Annotated in this window: 13 protein-coding genes and 1 pseudogene; 6 read left to right on the top strand and 8 right to left on the bottom strand. The window is 67.9% G+C overall.

The annotated features are described in order from the left end of the window. Positions 1 to 71 precede the first annotated feature (71 nt). The 4 genes from MBTS_RS04700 to MBTS_RS04715 are packed head-to-tail and all read right to left on the bottom strand — an operon-like array spanning position 72 to position 4,426. Positions 72 to 1,097, bottom strand: a complete 1,026-nt coding sequence (locus MBTS_RS04700; protein WP_192215189.1) for a Gfo/Idh/MocA family protein — start codon at positions 1,095 to 1,097, stop codon at positions 72 to 74. After that, positions 1,097 to 2,281, bottom strand: coding sequence for a class I SAM-dependent methyltransferase (locus MBTS_RS04705; RefSeq protein ID WP_192215190.1), 1,185 nt, complete (start codon positions 2,279 to 2,281; stop codon positions 1,097 to 1,099). Before MBTS_RS04705 ends, MBTS_RS04700 begins: the two co-directional genes overlap by 1 nt. A gap of 31 nt (positions 2,282 to 2,312) precedes the next feature. Beyond that, complete coding sequence (locus MBTS_RS04710) at positions 2,313 to 3,209, bottom strand: HD domain-containing protein (protein WP_238253762.1); 897 nt, start codon at positions 3,207 to 3,209, stop codon at positions 2,313 to 2,315. Positions 3,210 to 3,232: 23 nt separating this feature from the next. Further along, a complete protein-coding gene (locus MBTS_RS04715; RefSeq protein ID WP_018044958.1) occupies positions 3,233 to 4,426 on the bottom strand; it encodes an inositol-3-phosphate synthase in 1,194 nt (397 codons plus the stop codon). Between the two features lie 316 nt (positions 4,427 to 4,742). Here MBTS_RS04715 and MBTS_RS04720 point away from each other — a divergent pair, with 316 nt between their 5' ends. From MBTS_RS04720 to MBTS_RS04735, 4 genes are all read left to right on the top strand, one after another. Then, positions 4,743 to 5,933: a transglycosylase SLT domain-containing protein gene (locus MBTS_RS04720; protein ID WP_192215192.1), complete on the top strand. Its 1,191-nt coding sequence runs from the start codon at positions 4,743 to 4,745 to the stop codon at positions 5,931 to 5,933. A 160-nt stretch (positions 5,934 to 6,093) separates the two neighbouring features. Beyond that, the gene (locus MBTS_RS04725; protein ID WP_192215193.1) at positions 6,094 to 8,568 is read left to right on the top strand and encodes a PBP1A family penicillin-binding protein; all 2,475 of its coding nucleotides are present in this window, start codon (positions 6,094 to 6,096) and stop codon (positions 8,566 to 8,568) included. 77 nt (positions 8,569 to 8,645) lie between these two features. Next, on the top strand, positions 8,646 to 9,080 hold the full coding sequence (locus MBTS_RS04730) for a MarR family winged helix-turn-helix transcriptional regulator (RefSeq protein ID WP_147830225.1): 435 nt from the start codon (positions 8,646 to 8,648) through the stop codon (positions 9,078 to 9,080). Next, the gene (locus MBTS_RS04735) at positions 9,077 to 9,862 is read left to right on the top strand and encodes an NADPH-dependent F420 reductase (protein WP_339161065.1); all 786 of its coding nucleotides are present in this window, start codon (positions 9,077 to 9,079) and stop codon (positions 9,860 to 9,862) included. Before MBTS_RS04730 ends, MBTS_RS04735 begins: the two co-directional genes overlap by 4 nt. A gap of 103 nt (positions 9,863 to 9,965) precedes the next feature. Here MBTS_RS04735 and MBTS_RS04740 read toward each other — a convergent pair whose 3' ends face one another. Then, positions 9,966 to 11,435, bottom strand: coding sequence for an AMP nucleosidase (locus MBTS_RS04740; protein ID WP_026176131.1), 1,470 nt, complete (start codon positions 11,433 to 11,435; stop codon positions 9,966 to 9,968). 230 nt (positions 11,436 to 11,665) lie between these two features. Between MBTS_RS04740 and tsaA the strand changes: the two are divergent. Both tsaA and MBTS_RS04750 read left to right on the top strand, forming a co-directional pair. Further along, positions 11,666 to 12,166: pseudogene (gene tsaA / locus MBTS_RS04745) on the top strand (tRNA (N6-threonylcarbamoyladenosine(37)-N6)-methyltransferase TrmO); the annotation flags it as partial. Positions 12,167 to 12,264: 98 nt separating this feature from the next. Then, the gene (locus MBTS_RS04750) at positions 12,265 to 12,960 is read left to right on the top strand and encodes an SGNH/GDSL hydrolase family protein (protein WP_056140655.1); all 696 of its coding nucleotides are present in this window, start codon (positions 12,265 to 12,267) and stop codon (positions 12,958 to 12,960) included. Here MBTS_RS04750 and MBTS_RS04755 read toward each other — a convergent pair whose 3' ends face one another. The 3 genes from MBTS_RS04755 to MBTS_RS04765 form a co-directional block, all read right to left on the bottom strand. Next, positions 12,961 to 16,059: an efflux RND transporter permease subunit gene (locus MBTS_RS04755; protein WP_192215194.1), complete on the bottom strand. Its 3,099-nt coding sequence runs from the start codon at positions 16,057 to 16,059 to the stop codon at positions 12,961 to 12,963. A gap of 62 nt (positions 16,060 to 16,121) precedes the next feature. Beyond that, entirely contained in the window at positions 16,122 to 17,207 is a 1,086-nt protein-coding gene (locus MBTS_RS04760) for an efflux RND transporter periplasmic adaptor subunit (protein WP_192215195.1), read from the bottom strand. Beyond that, positions 17,204 to 18,322, bottom strand: a complete 1,119-nt coding sequence (locus MBTS_RS04765; RefSeq protein WP_210322658.1) for an efflux RND transporter periplasmic adaptor subunit — start codon at positions 18,320 to 18,322, stop codon at positions 17,204 to 17,206. Before MBTS_RS04765 ends, MBTS_RS04760 begins: the two co-directional genes overlap by 4 nt. Positions 18,323 to 18,380 lie beyond the last annotated feature (58 nt).

Consider the following 18,380-nt stretch of genomic DNA (forward strand, 5'->3'; position numbering starts at 1 on the left):
TTCGAGGCTGCTTCGCAGCACCTCAGGATGAGATCCGGGGTGGGAAGCAAGTAGGCGTCGCGGTCCGCATTCTAGTCCTCGACGACCCGAGCGGTCCGGCAACCTTCGTAAGCTCGCGCCAGGAGCCGCATCGTGTGAAGGTCGCGCTCGGCACTGTAGGCGTCGCGCTCGGCGGGCCGGCGCAGGGCGGAGCCGAAGGCGCGGACCTGTTCGAGGAAGGGCGAGGCCTCTGCGTCGAAGGAGAGGGCTTGCGCCTGCCCGCTGACACCGTCGGTGAGGCTGAGCGTGCCGCCCGCCACCTGCCCCATCGTGTCGATGGCGGTGAGGGCCCCCTTGGTGCCGATCGCTTCGAGGCGGCGGCGTGGCAGCGCGTCAGGGCAATTGTAAGCGACGTGAAGGTTGGCGAGGATGCCGGAGCCGGTACGGCCGATGAGAAGCGCGCCGTCATCGACGGCGTAATCCTGCGCCCTCGCCTGGGTCAGAGCGGCGATGTCCTCGATGGACTCGTCGAGGAGGAAATCAACGAGGTCGATGCCGTGGGGTGCCAGATCCATCAGCGCTCCGCCGCCTGCCTTCAGCGGGTCGATGCGCCAATTGTCCTGTCCGGCGAAGGAGGTCCAGGCGCGGTCGAGCCAACAGGCATAGACGATGCGGATCGTGGTCACGGCGCCGATGCGGCCCTGGCGGATCGCGTCGCGCATGGCCCGGTGCGCCGGGTGGTGACGCTGGTCGAAGGCGGTGCCGTAGAAGATGCCGCCTTTGCTAACCGCAGCGACCATCGCCTCGGCGTCGGAGAGCGAGGCCGCCATCGGCTTTTCGCAGAGCACCGCCTTGCCCGATGCGGCGAGGGCCTCCACCGCCTCTCGGTGGAGGTGGTTCGGGGTCGCCACGTAGACCGCCTCGACCTCCGGCTCAGAGAGCAGACCGGCGATGTCGGCATGAGTGCGCGCGCCCTCGGCCTCGGCCGCCGCGCGCGAGGCTTGCCCGGAATCGGACACGGCAACGAGCCGATGCCCCGCCGCGCGGATGCCCGGAGCCATGTAATCCCGCGCGACCCAGCCGTACCCGACGATGCCCCAACCGATCGAATCGCCCATCACCAGCGCTCCGGCAGGTCGACGAACTCGCGGCGGCGGACACGGTCCTCGTGGGGCGATTGCTCGCCGCCGACCCAGTCGAGGATCTCGGGTCCGTCCGAATGCGACGGATAGGTGACCCGGGACGCGTATTCCGCCTCGTAGCGTTCGGAAGGCCAAGCGACGGTGTAGCCGCCCGCCGGGTCGGGCTCATAGAGAGGGTTGAGGCGAAGCGACGTTCCCTCGCTCGGCCAGGTCAGACCATCGAGGATGGCGCGCGGGGCTGGCCTCATTCCGGCGCCGGCGACCACGGAGAACGCCTCCACATGTCGCAGGTCGGCCGGGCGCCGTGGCGACGGCGCGCGCTTCTCGACGAGGGCGCGGGTGAGTTCGTCGTCGTCATAGACGAGCGCGTCCGGAAACAGCTCCTCGATCTCGTCCGCCGAGACCGCACGACCGGCCGAGAAGCCCGGCCGCTCGGAATTGTGAATGTGGCTGAGAACGAGCCAGCCATCGTCGCCGGCATTCTGGCGGAGGCATTCGAGCACGGCCGGCTTGTCGTCGAGGAAGTAGAACGCGTCGTTGCAGACGACGAGATCCACCGGCGCACCCGGGATCGGCCAATGCGGCGAACCGGCGTCGAAACAAACGAACTGCGCCGTCTCGCCGACGACCCAGTGGCGCGCCACCCAAAGCTTGGCGAAGACGACGTCGGCGCCCGCTACTTTGACGCCGCGCGCCTGGATCTCGCGCAGATAATGGCCGATGCCGCAGGCGAATTCGAAGACGCAGAGGGGGTCGTTCCAATGCGCTTCGAGGAGCGTCAGCCCGGCCAGGAAGGTCGGGTCGGTCCAGCGATGCAGGAAGTAATCGCCGACCCGGCCCCAGCCGAGAAAACGCACGGCGTCGCGCAGACTGGCCTTGCTGCGGTCGCGGACGAGGGCATGGAGGTCCAGCGGATCGGCCGGCGGGCCGGTCCACCAATCGTCCTGATCGGCAAGGAGACCTTCCAGGGCAAGATCATCCTGCTCGTTGTCGAGCAGGGCGAGCGTGGATTCGACGAGGTCGTCGCGCCCGGTTCGGAGGTAGGGAATGCCGTCCACGACGGGCCAGCGCACATTCGTCTCCACGTCGCGCAGGGAATGCGGCGTGTCGGCTTTGAGCGCGTGCCCCGTGTGAGGGGAAAGGAGGTCGAATGGAATCATGACACGCGGCCCATCCTGCCGCTGCAAACCATCACGGGATTCGCATGTCCCTGAGGACACGGTCGTGGAAGCCCTTCACCGGTCCGGCATGGACCAGTTCCATGTCGTCGAGCACGGTCGTCATGGTCAGGGACGCAGCCTTAAGGTGCTGGGAAATCTGAAGAACCCGGTCGATGCAATCGGCGGCGTGGAAGGCGCGACCCTCAGCCGTCGCATCGTCGGGCAGGACTGCGCGCGCCCGCTCAACGGTCTCGCGCAAGGGGGCGTCCAACTCGTCGAGCGCCCATTGCGTGGTGCGCGCCATTATCGGAGCGAGGTGGTCGCCGAGCAGCATTTCGCCGGTGAAGCCGGCATCCGGCATCGCCGCGTTGTGGAAGTGGTGGCTCATGGCCGCCAGAAAAACCAGGGTGGGGTCGGCCCGGTAGAACGGGCTCAGCACGACCCCGTAGACCGCCACCATCAGGCAATGTTCGGCATGGTTTTCCGGCGGCTCCAGCAGGATGCGAGGCTTGCCGGGACAGGTCACGCCGGCGCGCGGCTGGTGGCTCAGTGCCGCCACGAAGCCCGGCAAAGGACCGCCATGCACCACCCCGTTCGTGCGCAACGCGACGGCCAATCGCCGCTTCAGCTCGGGGTCGACCGTGGCGGTGACGGCGTCGAGTCCAGACGTCAGAACATCGCCGATTTCCACCTCGCCGAGACCGGCGGAGGCGAGGAACGCCGCATCGAGGTCGCAGAGCCGGGAGGCCGCGAGCGCCTTGGCGGTGATGTCGATGGCGACCGTCTCGGGATCGGCGCCACCGGTCAGGGCCGACCAGCCTTGAGCGAACAGCCGCTCGGCGATGGAGCCGATGCGCCCGGCCGAATGCACGCGCTTGAGGTCGTTGAGCTCGACGAACAACTCGCGCAACGCGAAGGGGGCAGCCATGCCGCCCCCCGTATCGGACGAGGTCATTGCTGGCCGCCGAGCCACTCGAGCAGCATGTGCTGCTGCTTGCCGAAATCGTGCTCCGGCCCATGGCCGTTGGCGACCATCGGCGCCTTGAAGAACGAGGACAGCTGCTCCTGGGGGCCGCTCTCGCCGCGCTTCTTGGCGAGGTCGAGAACGCGGGCGATCTCGATCACCAGGGGTGCGGCAAGGATGGAATCCTTGCAGAGGAAGTTGACCTTGATCTGCATCCGCTGACCGAGAAATCCGGTGACGTCGATATTGTCCCAGGCTTCCTTGTCGTCGCCACGCGGACGGTAATAGTGGATGTGGACCAGATGGTCCTCGACCGGATAGCCGAGGATCGAATCCAGCACCGTACCCTTGGTGTTGAGCTTCGACTGGAGCGAATCCTTGTCGTTCAGGGCGAGACCGTCGCGGTTACCGAGGATGTTGGTGGAGAACCAACCATCCACGTGCAGGGCACGGGCCTTGAGGGCCGGCGCCAGGACGGTCTTCATCATGGTCTGGCCGGTCTTGCCGTCCTTGCCCGCCAACGGCACGCCGTTCTCGCGGGCGAGTTCGAGCAGGGCCGGAATGTCGGCGGCCACGCTCGGGGTGAAGTTGGCGTAAGGCACGCCGCTCTGGATCGCCGCATAGGCGTAGAGCATCGCCGGGCTGATCGCCTCGTCGCTGGAATCGAGACCCTTCTCGAAAGCGTCGCGCGAGTTCAGTGCGGGCGCATCCAGGTTGGGCCAACGTTCCGTGGAGGCGAGGTTGATCACGACGACTTCGTCGAGATTGCTCTCCAGGCGAAAACGACGAAGGTCGTTCGCGATGACGGAGACCGCCTCGCGGTGATCGGCGGCGACGATGCGGTTGGCACCCTCGATGTTCTTGCAGAACTTGGCGCTGCCGACAGCCGGCCAGGGCTTGATGCCCTTGAGCACCTGGGCGCCGTTCTCGATATCCTGCTTGGTGAGCACGCCGTGGCCGGTGGCGGCCGAGGCGAGATCGTCGTCGTTGAGATCCCAGCCGCCGAAAACGAGATCCTTGTAATCGGCCAATCCGGCCACCGAGAGGCCTGCGAGAGGCAACCCGTCGAGGCGGTTCGATCCGGATTTGATCATCTCGATGCCGGCGATGGCGGTGGTGGCGACAGCGCCACCCATACCGACGAAGGCAACGCCGACGCGGCGACCGGTCTGCATGCTCATTGGAAAAAGGCTTCCTTCAATGGGTCCATCGGGGCGCGTCTCGTCGATGTTTCGAAATCGCCCTCTGGGACCATCGTAACTGGGCTACGGAGCCTTCGTTCCAACCCCGGCCAGAATGCCTTTTTGACGCGGCCTCTCTGAACCGCGTCCGAACGATTACTTAAAATATCGTTAAATCATAGCCTTAACCGTTCCTTAAGCGTGCCACGCTTGAATCACGGAGCTGTCCCAATGTGGTCACAGCTCCCAGCGAGATGTCCGCTCGCTGAACTGATCGAAGCCGCGTCCTAGAACGCCGCGGCACGAACAAGGAACAATGATGGGGCTTTTCCCGGAGCCGGCGCATCGCGCCGACGACGCGTGCCGTCTCGTGCCTGACGAGACCCTCGATCGTGACGAGACGGTTGCTTGGCTGAAGCCCGGCTCCCTTCGCGACAGGAAGAAGGCAAGCACCACGGTATCGGCCAAACTCACCCTCGCGAAGATCGCGATCGGCCTGCTGCTCGGCTCGGGACTGCCGCAGAGCGCCTTGGCGCCGGCAGCGACCGCCCACGACCGCATCGACATCCGCGCCTACGTCGCCAGCGATTTCGCGGCGTCCACGATCGACAAACCCACGGATTGGGATGGGGTTCCCCTCCTCGACCAGGAACCTGCGACGGCCAGCCTGATCGAAAACGACCTCGCTTCTCTTCCCCAGAGCCGCGAGAGCGACGGACGGGACGTGCTTCGGTTCGGCGACATGAATGTGCCGCGCGACATCGTCGAGACGATCCTGAAGGCGTCGTCCGAAACCGGGGTCGATCCGGTCTACATGATGGCGCTGGCCGACAAGGAATCGAGCTTCTCGACCACCGTGAAGGCATCGACCTCTTCGGCCGAGGGGCTGTTCCAGTTCCTGTCCGCCACCTGGCTCGAACTGCTGCGAACCTATGGCGCCCGCTACGGCTATGAGACCGAGGCGAATGCAATCACCGGCCGCGGCAATGCCATCACGATCCAGGACGAAGCCACCCGCACCCGCGTGCTGCGCCTTCGGCAGGACCCCTATGCGGCAGCCCTCATGGCGGGAGAACTGATCAAGCGCGACCGCGCCCGCATCGAGCAGCGTATCGGCCGCGAACTGAAGACGTCCGAACTCTATCTCGCCCACTTCCTCGGGACATCGAGCGCCGGCAAGTTCCTGACGCTGAGCGACGACAACCCGGATCTCGTGGCCAAGCAGGCTTTTCGCGCCGCCGCGCGCGCCAACCGCAGCCTCTTCACCGCGAAGGACGGCAAGCACCGCCGCAGCCTCACCGTCGCGGAAGTTCGCGAGCGCCTCGGCGACATGATCGACCGCCGGCTCGACCAGTATGAAGGCGTCACCGCCCTGGTCGGTACCCAGGACGTCACCCCGGGGACGAACAGCGATCCGAGCCAGGCTTCGGCCCTCCTCGATGCCAGCCTGCGCGTTTCGGCCCCGACCCAGCGGATGCAGGTGACCGAGGCTTTGCCGAGAGAGTAGAGCTTCGGAGGAGATTCGGCGCTCGGGCTGCACGGGACCAAAGGGCGTGACGATGCCGCTTCCGGCATGGCGTCCACGGTTCTTTCCGGTCTAGAACCGCCAAATCAGCGCCGACGGTAAGCCGACGGGACCTGCACTCCTGGATGACGACCGGCGGCCGATGACAGATCAAGAACCGGAACGGCCGAAGGCCCCTGACGTGCCGGATGCCCGAACCGCCGCCCGCGAAGCCGGGCAGGCGGCACGTGTCCTGTTCAGGCATCTCGGCTTCCTCCTCGCCACGGCCTTACGCGGCCTCGCGCGGGGCTCGCTTTCGACGGGGCGCGCTGCGAGGCGGATGCTCGGCACCCTCGGTTCGAGGCTCACCGCACGCACCACGTCAGCGCGAGCGAGCGACACGGGCACTCCGCCTGCGGCAGGGATCGCTCCGGCGGCGCAGACGCCACAATCGGGCTGGCGCGGCCGTCTGCGGCAACGGCCCTACCTCGCTGCCGGTCTTGCGGCCCTCGCCCTGCCGCTGGTCTTCGTCGCTTGCCTCGTCCTCTACAGTTTCGCGACCCTGCCCCCGCTCGGCGGGGTGGTGCCGGAAGGCGGCCAGCGCGCCCTCACGGTGGAGGCGGATGACGGGAGGGTCTTCGCCACGCGCGGCGCCTTCCAGGGCCAGAAGCTCACGGCGGCGGACATGCCCGCTCATCTCGCCCAGGCGGTGGTCTCCATCGAGGACCGGCGGTTCTACTCGCATTGGGGGGTCGACCCGCGCGGGCTGGTGCGGGCGCTCTGGCGCAACACCGTGAGCGGCGGCGTGCGCGAGGGCGCGTCCACCATCACGCAGCAATATGTCCGGCTCACCTCCCTCACCCAGGAGAAGACGCTGCGCCGGAAGATCCAGGAAGCGTTCCTGGCCCTGCGCGTGGAGAGCACGATGTCGAAGGAGGACATCCTCCTCGGCTATCTCAACACCGCCTATTTCGGGGCCGGCGCCTATGGCATCGACGCCGCGTCCCGGCGCTATTTCGGCAAGGGCGCGAAGGCGCTGACGCTGCCCGAGGCGGCGATGCTGGCGGGCCTCGTCCGGGCGCCGTCGCAATTGGCGCCGACGCGCAATTTCGGCGGCGCCAAGGAGCGCGCCGACATCGTGCTGCAGACCATGGTCGAGACCGGCGCGATCACCGCCGCCGAGGCCGACAAGGCACGCGCCGAGACGATCACCCTGCGCACCCCGCCCGAGACGCCGCCGGGCACCAACTACTTCCTCGACATGGTGTCGGCGGACGCCAAGCGCCTGTCGGACACATCCGGCGACGTCACCCTGCGCACCACCCTGAACCTCGATCTGCAGAGCCTGGCGGAGGGCGTCATCGCCCGGCGGCTCGATGCGGAAGGGGCCAAGAAGAAGGCGAGCCAGGGCGCCATGGTCGTCCTGAACAAGGAGGGCGCGATCCTCGCCATGGTGGGCGGGCGCGATTACGAGGACAGCCAGTTCAACCGGGCGACCCAGGCCAAGCGCCAGGCCGGCTCACTGTTCAAGCTGTTCGTCTACCTCACCGCCTATGAGAAGGGCCTCTCGCCGGAGACGGTGCTGGTGGACCGGCCGATCCAGATCGGCGATTGGGAGCCGCAGAATGCGAGCGGCCGTTTCCGGGGAGCGGTCCCCCTCCGCACCGCCTTCGCGCAATCGATCAACACCATCGCCGCGCAGCTCGCCGATGAGATCGGCATGGCCTCCGTGATCGAGACCGCACGCAAGCTCGGCGTCACCTCCGACCTTCCCAACGTACCGAGCCTCGCCCTCGGCTCGGCCGAAGTCTCCCTGCTGGAGATGACACGGGCCTATGCCGGCGTGCTGGCGAGCGCCCAACCCCTCGACACCTACGGCGTCCATGCCATTCGCGGCCCCGGCCCAGACCCGCTCTACCTGCGCCCCGACGCCAAACCGACGACGCCGCTGCCGGGCGAGAGCCGCGCAATGATGCTCGATTCGCTTCAGGCCGTGGTGGATAGCGGAACCGGGCGGGCGGCGCGGATCACCAACCTCGCGGTGGGCGGCAAGACCGGGACGACGCAGGATTACCGCGACGCCTGGTTCGTCGGCGTGACGCCGGACCTCGTCGTCGGCGTCTGGGTCGGCAACGACGACAATTCCTCCATGAACAAGGTCGGCGGCGGCGACCTGCCGGCGGCGATCTTCAAGGACTTCACCCAACGCGCCACCGTGCAGATGGCGTCACGGCGCAAGCGCCCCTCGGCCGCCCGCGCCGAGCCGGCCCCCGCCGCCAAGGAGACCAGTGCGGCCGGGGCGTTGCGCGGCGTGCCGGAGGTGATCGATACCGGAACTCTCTCGTTCCGTGGCCGGACGGTGCGCCTGCTGGGCGTCGATGGCGAGCGCGGCGCCCTGGCGCGCCAACTCGCGCGCTATCTGCGCCGGCGCGAAGTCGTCTGTGCCCCGGCGGCCGGCGAGGCGACCGACGAGGCGCAGCCCGCGGGCCTGCGCTGCCAGATCGACGGCGACGACCTCGCCTCCCTCATCCTCACGGCCGGCGGTGCCCGCGCGTCTGAGGATGCCCCGTCGGACCTCCTGGCAGCGGAGGAGCAGGCCCGGTCCGAGCGGGCCGGTTTGTGGCAGCGGGAGCGGTAGGATCGTTCGCCCGTCGTTGACAGGCGACCATCCCTCACCCATTTGTGTAGTACGCTATATGATAGTAAGCTGCACGAATGACCCGTGATCGACAGAGGATCGCGACGGAGTTTTCCTTCGCGCTCAACGCCGCCGCCAACCGCATGGTGCGGCTGCACAAGCCTTTCCTCGAGCCGCTTGGCCTGACGTTCTCGCAATACCTCGTCGCCCTCGAATTGATGAATGGCTCGCCGCTGACGGTGGGCGAGTTATGTGCCCGCCTCGACATGGAGACGGGCACCCTGACGCCGCTGCTCAAGCGGCTGGAGGCCGCCGGCGTGGTGACACGGACACGCGACGCCTCCGACGAACGCCGGGTGTTGATCGATCTGACCCCGCATGGCCGAGCCCTGGAAGGAGCGCTTCGCGGCATCCCCGACAGGATCCGGACGGCGTGTCAGCTGACCCCGGAGGCCATCGAAGAGCTGCGCCGCACTCTCGACGGCCTCGCGCGCCCGGTGGCCGCCCCGTGAGGGGGGCGGCCACCCCAAATTCAAAGGACACAGGCATGAAAATCGGCGTCATCGGCACCGGCAATATCGGCGGCACGCTCGCCCGCAAGCTCAGCGCGGCGGGACACCAGGTCCGCGTGGCGAATTCGAAGGGCCCCGACGGCGTGCGCGCCTTCGCCGAGGAGATCGGCGCGACTCCCGCCGATGCCCACGGGGCCGTCGCGGGCGCGGACCTCGTGATCCTGTCGATCCCGTTTCCCGCCGTCGCCCAGCTGCCGAAAGACCTGTTCGACGGCCTGCCCGAGGCGACCCCGATCGTCGACACGGGCAATTACTATCCCGGCCTGCGCGACCCGCAGATCGCCGAACTCGACGCGGGTAAGACGGAGAGCGTCTGGGTGTCGGAACAGATCGGCCGCCCCATCGTCAAGGCGTTCAACAACATCCTCGCCCATTCCCTCGCCGAGCTCGGGCGTCCGGCGGGTGCGCCCGACCGGATCGCCGTCGCCGTGGCCGGCGATGCCGAAGCGGCGAAGCGGACCGTGATGGACATCGTGGACCAGGTCGGCTTCGACCCGGTGGATGGGGGATCGCTGGCGGAGTCCTGGCGCCAGCAGCCCGCCACCCCGGGTTATTGCTGCGACTACGACGCGGAGACGATGCGCGAGGCCCTGCTCGCCGCAGTGAAGGGAGAGGCTCCCAAGACCCTGAACCGGGTCTATGGCCTCTTGGGAAAACTCGGTCCCAATCCCAGCCATGCCGAGATGATCGCCATGAACCGTTCGGTGCATGCGGCCGACTGAGAGCGGACGAACCGTAACCCGGGACCATTCGCGGCGCCGCGCCGATCCGATGGCACCGGGGCGGCGTCCCACATCGTCCCTCGGTCGCCGGCCTTCGGACGGCCTACCGGAACGGCGGTTCGTCGAAGCTCCTCAGCTTGCGCGAATGCAGGCCGTTGCGGTCGGCGCGGAGGATATCGAGGGCGGAGAGGCCGATGAGCAGGTGCTCGGCCACCGCCCGTTCGTAGAAGGCGTTGGCCGCCCCCGGCAGCTTGATCTCGCCGTGGAGCGGCTTGTCGGACACACAGAGGAGCGTGCCGTAGGGAACCCGCAGGCGGTAGCCCTGCGCCGCGATGGTGCCGCTCTCCATGTCGACGCCGATGGCGCGGGACAGGTTGATCCGCCGCCGCTCCTGGCTGAAGCGGAGCTCCCAGTTGCGGTCGTCGTAGGTCACCACCGTGCCCGTGCGCAGGCGCCGCTTCAGGTCGTCGCTGGTCTCGCCGGTGACGCTGGCGGCCGCGGCCTGGAGCGCGAGCTGGACTTCGGCCAGGGCCGGCACCGGCACGTCCGGCGGAACCAGCTCGTCGAGGATACGATCCCGGCGCAGATAGCCATGGGCGAGGACGTAATCGCCGATGGTCTGCGACTGCCGCAACCCGCCGCAATGGCCGACCATGAGCCAGCAATGCGGACGCAGGACCGCCAGATGGTCGGTGATCGTCTTGGCGTTGGAGGGGCCGACGCCGATGTTGACCAGCGTCGTGCCCTGCATCGACCCGTCGGGGCCGCGCGCCACGAGGTGATAGGCCGGCATCTGGAACTTGTGCCAGGGCGACGCGGCGATGAGGGCCGCCGGATCGATGCCCGCCGCCTCCTCCCGCGAGACGGTGATACCGCCGGGCAGGATCATGCGCTCGTAGCCGTCCCTGCCGCTGGCGAGCTGCTCCAAGCCGTGCCGGATGAAGCCATCGACGTAGCGATGGTAGTTCGTGAGCAGGATCCACGGCTGGACGTCGCGCCAGTCGCAGCCGGTGTAATGGACGAGGCGGCGCAGGGAGTAATCGACCCGGATCGCGTCGAACAGCGCCAGGGGCTTCGGCTCTTCGACCGGCGCCACCCAGAGGCCGTCGGCGATCTCGTCACCCACCACCGAGAGCAGCGGGACGGGGAAGTAGGTGGCCAGATCGCGCGGCGTGATCCCGCTGCCCGAGAGGTTGGCGCCGGGCTCCAGCACGTAGGGATAGGGAATTTCCTGCGCGCTCAGGCCGACTTCGAGGGTCGCACCGTAATCCCGGATCAGGGGCGTCAGCTGCTCCAGCAGGTACGGCCGGAAATGCGCCGGCTGCGTCACCGTGGTGGCGTAGGTGCCGGGAGACTGGAACTTCGCCGTCGCGCGGGAAAAGCGCGGGATCGGCCCGGACGGGTGATAGGTGATCCGCAATTCGGGATAGCGGAACTGAAGCCGCTCGGCATGGTCGGGCGCGGCGCCCCCGTCGAGATAGCGGGTCAGGGCGGTCTGGAGCGACTGGATCGCACCCGCGTAGAGAGCGGCGAGGCGGTCGACGGCGGTCTCGGCATCGCCCACGGATTCCATCGGGCGCCATTCGCTGGTGGTCACGCTCTCTCCTTGGGAAGGCTTCGGCCCGAAGGCCGGCGGTGCCGCCGACGGCCATATGCAAGAATCTATACCGCACCGGCGCCCGATGGAACGATGCGGCCCGCATGGCGGCTCGCTGTCGACCGGCTTGCGCACGGGGGCGAGTTGTCCGACATGCTCGCTTCGAACGGCTCGGGGCTCTTCCGGGCACCGCCTCTCCAAATCCGATGCGTCTGATGAGCGACCCGATCGACCGGCGGCCCGGCGAAGAGACCGTCACGCTGCCCGCCTCCCACGATGCAGGGCTCTACTTCATCGGCCGTGTACGGACCCCGTGGGCGACCCGCGCGGAATGCCCCAAGAACGGGCTTCAGACCGACGCCATCTGCACCCTGGAGGTCGATGCCACCTTCGCCCCCGGCTTGCAGAACGTGGAGGGGGCGAGCCACCTCATCGTGCTCTACTGGATGGACCGGGCCGCCCGGGACATCGTGCGCCAGAGGCCGCGCCATGCGGAGGGCAGCCGGGGCACGTTCTCCCTGCGCTCGCCGGCGCGCCCGAACCCCATCGCGCTCTCGGTGGTGGAACTCCTCGGCATCGACGGAGCGACCCTGAGCGTCCGGGGGCTCGACTGCCTCGACGGCACGCCGCTCCTCGACATCAAGCCCTATTACGCCACGACGGATTCGCGGCCGGGCGCCACCGTCGACAGGGCCGGCACGGCGAAGACCTCGGAGGTATCGACGACATTGGAGGTATCGACGACATTGGAGGTATCGACGACATCGGAGGTATCCAAGACATCGGACTCGCCGGGAGCAACCCGATGAAGGCCCTGCGTCTGGGCATTGCCGGGCTGGCCGTCCTCGGTGTGGGCTTCGCCGTCGGATGGGTCGAGAAGCCCTCGCGTCTCAACGCCCGGCTCTACGCCACGGACCGGCTGCCTTCGATCCAGGCCCATCTCGACGATGCACCGAACGGCTACATCCTCCTCGCCGGCGATTCGCAGGCCGAGTTGCAGAGCCCGGCCCAGCGGGTCTGCGGTACGGAGATCGTCAATGGCGGCATCAGCGGCGCATCGGCTTCGGTCTATGCCGATCTCGTGGCCAAGCTGTCGGTGAAGACCCGCGCCCGCGCGGTGGTGGTCTTCATCGGAACCAACGACCTGCAGCGGAAGAAGGAGCCGTTGTCCGACAGGACCGCCCGGGGCTTCGACGACGCGGTGGAGCGGATCGTGACGCGGCTGCAGGCCGGCAGCGACCGTGTCGTGGTCGCCGCCGTTCCGCCCATCTCCCGTTCGGTGGAAAAGCGCCTCGAACCGGCGGCGGTCGTCGCGTACTCCGCGCGGATCGAGGCCCTGTGCCGGCGCCTCTCCTGCCGGTACGTGGACCCCTACGCGGATCTGCGCGACGGCGACACCGGGTTCGCCCTGCCCGGCGCCTTGCGCGACGCTCTGCACATCACCGATTATCGCCGCGTCATGCGGGCCCTGGAGCCCGCACTCTGCGCCGCAGCGCCCTGATCAGGCCTCGGCGTGATGGCCCGCCGCCGGGGCCGTCGATGCGCCGCCCGCGGGGCGATCCCCCTTCGGAGCCTTGATGCGGTACCAGCCGACATAGAGCGCGGGCAGGAAGAACAGGGTCAGGAAGGTGGCGGCGATGATGCCGCCGATCATGGCGTAGGCCATCGGCCCCCAGAAGACCTCCCGCGCGATGGGGATCAGGGCGAGGCTCGCCGCGCCGGCGGTGAGCAGGATCGGCCGCATCCGGTGGCAGGTCGCCTCCACCACCGCGTCCCATGGGGTGTAGCCCTCGCGGTCGTACTCGTCGATCTGCATCACCAGGATCACCGAGTTGCGGATGATGATCCCGATGAGCGCCAGCACGCCGAGGATGGCGACGAAGCCCAGCGGCTTGCCGAAGGGCAGCAGGATCGCCACCACGCCGATGAGGCCGAGGGGCGCCACGCTCGCCACCAGGAACAGCTTCTGGAAGCTCTGGAGCTGGATCATCAGGAACATCGCCATGGCGAGCAGCATCACCGGCGCCACGGCCGCGATGGGTCCGCTGCCCTTGGCGCTCTCCTCCACCGCACCGCCGACCGCGAGGGTGTAGCCGTCCGGCAAGGTCTTCTCGAACGCCTTGATGGCCGGATCGAGGGCGTTGACGATGGTGGGCGCCTGGGTGTCGTCGACGATCGCCGCCCGCACCGTGATAGTGGGCAGGCGGTCGCGGCGCCAGACGATGGGCTGTTCGAGTTCGTAGCTCACGGTGGCGAAGGCCAGCAGGGGCACGACGCTCCCGTTCGACAGCGGCACCTGCAGGCTTTGCAGCGTCTCGACGGAGTTGCGTTCCGCCGCCTGGGCGCGGCCGACCACGTCCACGAGGTAGATCGAGTCGCGCACCTGCGTGATCGAGCGACCGCCAACGATGCCGTTGAGGAGCCCGGCGATATCCTCCGAGGTGACGCCCAGCTGGCGCGCCTTGTCTTGGATGATGTCGACCTTCAGCACCTTGCCGGGCTCGTTCCAATCGAGGTTCGGCAGGCCGACATTCGGGCTCGATGCGACGATGTTGCTGAGCTGGAGCGCGAGGCCGCGCACCTTCTGGAGATCGGGCCCGCTCAGCCGGTACTGGATCGGTCGGCCCACGGGGGGACCGAGGTCGAGGGAGTGGACGAAGACGTCGGTGCCGACGAATTCCTTGGCCGCCAGCGCCTCGAATTTCTGGATCATCTTATCGCGGGCCTCGAGCGAGGAGGTCACCACGATGATCTGGCCGAAGAACGCGTTGCCGAGCTGCTGGTCCAGCGGAAGATAGAAGCGCACCGCGCCCTGCCCGACATAGGAGCTCCAGCGCAGGATCTCGGGATCGCCCTTCAGCGTCGCCTCGAACCGGTCCATCTGGGCCTTGGTCTCGGCGATGCTGGCATTCTGCGGAAGGGTCATGTCCACGAGGATCTCGGGACGGTCGGAGGCCGGGAAGAACTGCTGCTGCACGAACTGGATGCCGTAGAGGGACAGGCCGAGCAGGCCGACGCAGAAGGCCACGGTGATCCAGCGGAACCGCATGGCCGGCAGCAGCAACCCGCGGAAGGTGCGAAGCAGGAAGCTCGGTTTGTCGTGATGCTTCTTGATCGTCTTCGGCAGCAGCTTCACGCCGATCAGCGGCGCGAACAGCACCGCCACGACCCATGAAATCAGGAGAGAGGCCGCGATGACCACGAACAGGCTGTAGGTGTATTCGCCGGCCGCCGAGCCGTTGAAGCCGATGGGCAGGAAGCCCGCCACGGTGACCAACGTGCCCGTGAGCATCGGGAAAGCGGTGGAGGTGTAGGCGAAGGTCGCCGCCTTCTTCAGGGTGTCGCCCACCTCCAGCCGTGCGACCATCATCTCGACGGTGATCATGGCGTCGTCGACGAGGAGGCCGAGCGAGATGATGAGGGCGCCCAGCGAGATGCGCTGCAGCGTGACGCCCATCACCTGCATCACCACGAAGACCACGGCGAGGACGAGGGGGATCGAGAACGAGACCACGAGCCCCGCCCGCCAGCCGAGGCTGATGAAGCTGACGCCCAGCACGATGACCACGGCCTCGATCAGGGCCTTGGTGAAGCCGCCCACCGCCTCCTCGACGATCTTGGGCTGATCCGAGACGAGGTGGATGCCGACGCCGTAGGGCAACTCGCCTTCGAGCTTCTTCATCCGCGCCTTGAGGTCGTGGCCGAAGGTCAGCAGGTTGCCTGAGGGCTGCATGGCGATGGCGAGGCCGATCGCCGGCTGGCCGTCGAACCGGAACAGGGCGGTGGGCGGATCGGTGAAGCCGCGCGAGATCTCGGCCACATCGGAGAGGCGGAAGAAGCGGTCGTTCACCCGCAGGTTGATGGTCCTGAGACTGTCCTCGGAAATGAACTGGCCGCCGACCCGCACGGAGACGCGCTCGGGGCCGGCCTGGATCACGCCGGAGGGGGCGATGGCGTTCTGAGCCTGCAGCGTCGCGATGACGGCGGCCTGGTCGACGCCGAGGCCGGCGAGCTTGCGGGTGGAGAAGTCGAGGTAGATGACTTCGTCCTGCGCGCCGAGGAGCTGCATCTTGCCGGCATTGTTGACCTTCTTTAGGTCGGCCCGCACCCGCTCCACGTAGTCGCGCAACTGGCGCATCGAGACACCGTCGGCGGTGAACGCGTAGACGTTGCCGAAGACGTCACCGAACTCGTCGTTGAAGAACGGCCCCTGGATCCCCTGCGGGAAGGTGCTGCCGATATCGCCGATGCGTTTGCGCACCTGATAGAAGATGCTCGGAATCGTCTTCGGCGGCGTCGTCTCGCGCAACTGGACGAAGACCGTGGTCTGGCCGGGCGTGGTGTAGCTGCGGCTGAAATCGACGGCGTCGATCTGCTGCAATTCCTTCTCGATCCGCTCGGTGACCTGATCCAGCGTGTCGCTGATCGTGGCGCCGGGCCAGCGCGCCTGCACGATCATGGTCTTGATGGCGAAGGGCGGGTCTTCCTCGCGGCCGAGCTTCTCGTAGGCGAGGAAGCCCGCCAGCATCGAGATTAGCATCAGGAACCAGACGAAGGAGCGATGCTCGAGCGCCCATTCGGACAGGTTGAAGTTCTTCACGGGCGGCTCTCGCGTGAGGCTGTTCGGGTCGGCGCGGCTCTAAACCCAGCGCGGGGCGGCAGCTATTGCGGCTTGTCGGACAGGCGGACGCGCTGGCCTTCGCCGAGACTGCGTGCGCCCGCGAGGACGACACGGTCCCCCGGTTTCAGTCCCTCGGTGACGGACACGCGCTGGTCGTTTCGTTCCGCCAGGGTGACGTCGCGGCGGGACACGGAATCCCCGGCCTCGTTCACGATCCAGACCGCGCTTCGACCATCGGCTTCGAACACCGCCGTCGCCGGCAGCTGGAACCGCGCTTTCATGTGGCGCGAGAGCCCGACCGTGATGGTGGAGCCGAGACGGAACGCCTCCGGCGGGTTGAGTAGGGTCATCCGAATGCGCCGGGTGCGGGTCTTCTGGTCGGCGAAGGGCGAGATCTCGCGGACTTTGCCCGTCGCCGTCACGTCGGGGGCGCTCTGGAGCGCCACGGTGAAGACCGCGTCCTTCGGCATGGCGCCGACCAGATCCTCGGGGATGTCGACCACGGCCTCGCGCTCCTCGGGCCGGGCCAGGGTCGCCACCGCCTGCCCCGCCGAGAGCACCTGCCCCACTTCCGCGCTGCGGACGGTGACGACACCGTCGAAATCCGCATGCAGCTCGGTATAGCCCATCTGGTCGCGGGCCTTCTGCAGGTTGGCCTGGGCCTGGGCGAGACGGGCCTGGGCGGTGTCGCGGCTCGCCACGGCGCTGTCGAGCCGTGCCTGGCTGACATTGCCGTTGGCGATCAACCGCCGCTGGCGCAACTCCGTGGCGCTGGCATTCTCCGCCTGCGCCGTGGCATCGGCGAGCTCCGCCTCGGCGCGGGTGAGAGCGAAGCGGGTGACGATGGGGTCGAGGGCGGCGATGCGCTGGCCCTTCTTGACGACATCGCCCATCGTCACGTCGCGGGCAATCATACGGCCCGCGATCTGGAACCCGATCTCCGACTGGTATCGGGGGGCCACGAACCCGGCGAAGGGCCCGAACACGATGGTGTCGACGGGCTTGGCCTCCGTATAGAGCACGGGCCGCACCGGCGGCGGTCCGGCCTCTTCCTCCGCGCCATGGCAGGCGCCGAGGCCGGACAGGGCCACCCCGATCAGGGCGAAGCGAATGCCGGAGCGGATCATCGGGCGATCTCCTCGGCGACGGCGACGGTCTGGCCCGGCCGGAGGAACTGGATGCCGGCGACGACCACCTCCTCGCCCGGCTCGACACCGCCGGACAGAGCGATGGTGTTGGGAGAATACCGGTCGATGGTCACGTTGCGCGGGGCGACCTTGCCGCTGCTCGGATCACGCACCCACACGGCGGGGCCGTTCTCCCAGCGGTAGAGCGAGGACCAGGGCAGGACGATGGCCGTCTGCGGCCTGAACTTGCCGGTGCCGATGACGATGGCCCCGAGGGACATGGCGGCGGGCGTGTCCTTCAGGCCGACCTTGACCCGCACGGTGCCGGAGGCGGCGTCCACGCTCGGCGAGATCTCCCGCACCGTGCCGACGGTCCGCACCTTCGGGTCCGCCTGGAGGGTGATCTCCACCTGCTTGCTCTCGGGCGGGGTCGCCAGCACCGCCTCGAACACGTTGAACACCGCGTCGCGCGGCCCGTCCTCGGCCATGGTGAGAACGGTCTGGCCCGCCTGGACCACCTGGCCCACCTCGAAGCTGCGGCTGAGCACGATGCCGTCCACGCCCGCCTTCAGGTCGGTATAGGAGAACTGCTCCTGGGCGGTGCCCAGGGCCGCCTTGGCGGATTCCACCGAGGCCTGGGTCGTGCGGAGCTGCTGCTCGGCGTCGTCATAGCTCGGCCGCGTGGTGTATCCGCTGGAGAGCAGCATCTCCTGGCGCTTGAAATTGACCTTGGCCTGGGTCAGCAGCGCCTCGGCGGAGGTGAGCGCAGCCTGCGCGTTGTTGAGGTTGGCGCGTTGCTCCTGCGGATCGAGCTTGGCCAGAACCTGGTCGGCGGTGACGTGATCGCCCACTTCCACCAGACGCACGGCGATCTTGCCGTTGTTGCGGAAGGCCACGTTCACCTGCGACTGGGCCTGGATGTCGCCGGTGAAGACGAGATCGGCCGCGATGGTGCTGCGCTCGGCCTTCGCCGTGCGGACGGTGGCGAGGCTCTTTTTCGAGGGAGTCGGGCCGGGTTGGCCGGCATCGTCCTTCGCCTGCGCCGGGAAGCAGGCCAGGGCGGCGAAGCCGAGGCAGGCCACCGTCCGGGCGCCTTGGTACCGTCGAATGGACATGGTCGGACCAGACACTGTGACCCCATCCCGCAAAAGCTCTATCGAAACGCCTGTCTAT

The organism is Methylobacterium bullatum (genome assembly GCF_014845095.1).
Classification (GTDB): domain Bacteria; phylum Pseudomonadota; class Alphaproteobacteria; order Rhizobiales; family Beijerinckiaceae; genus Methylobacterium; species Methylobacterium bullatum.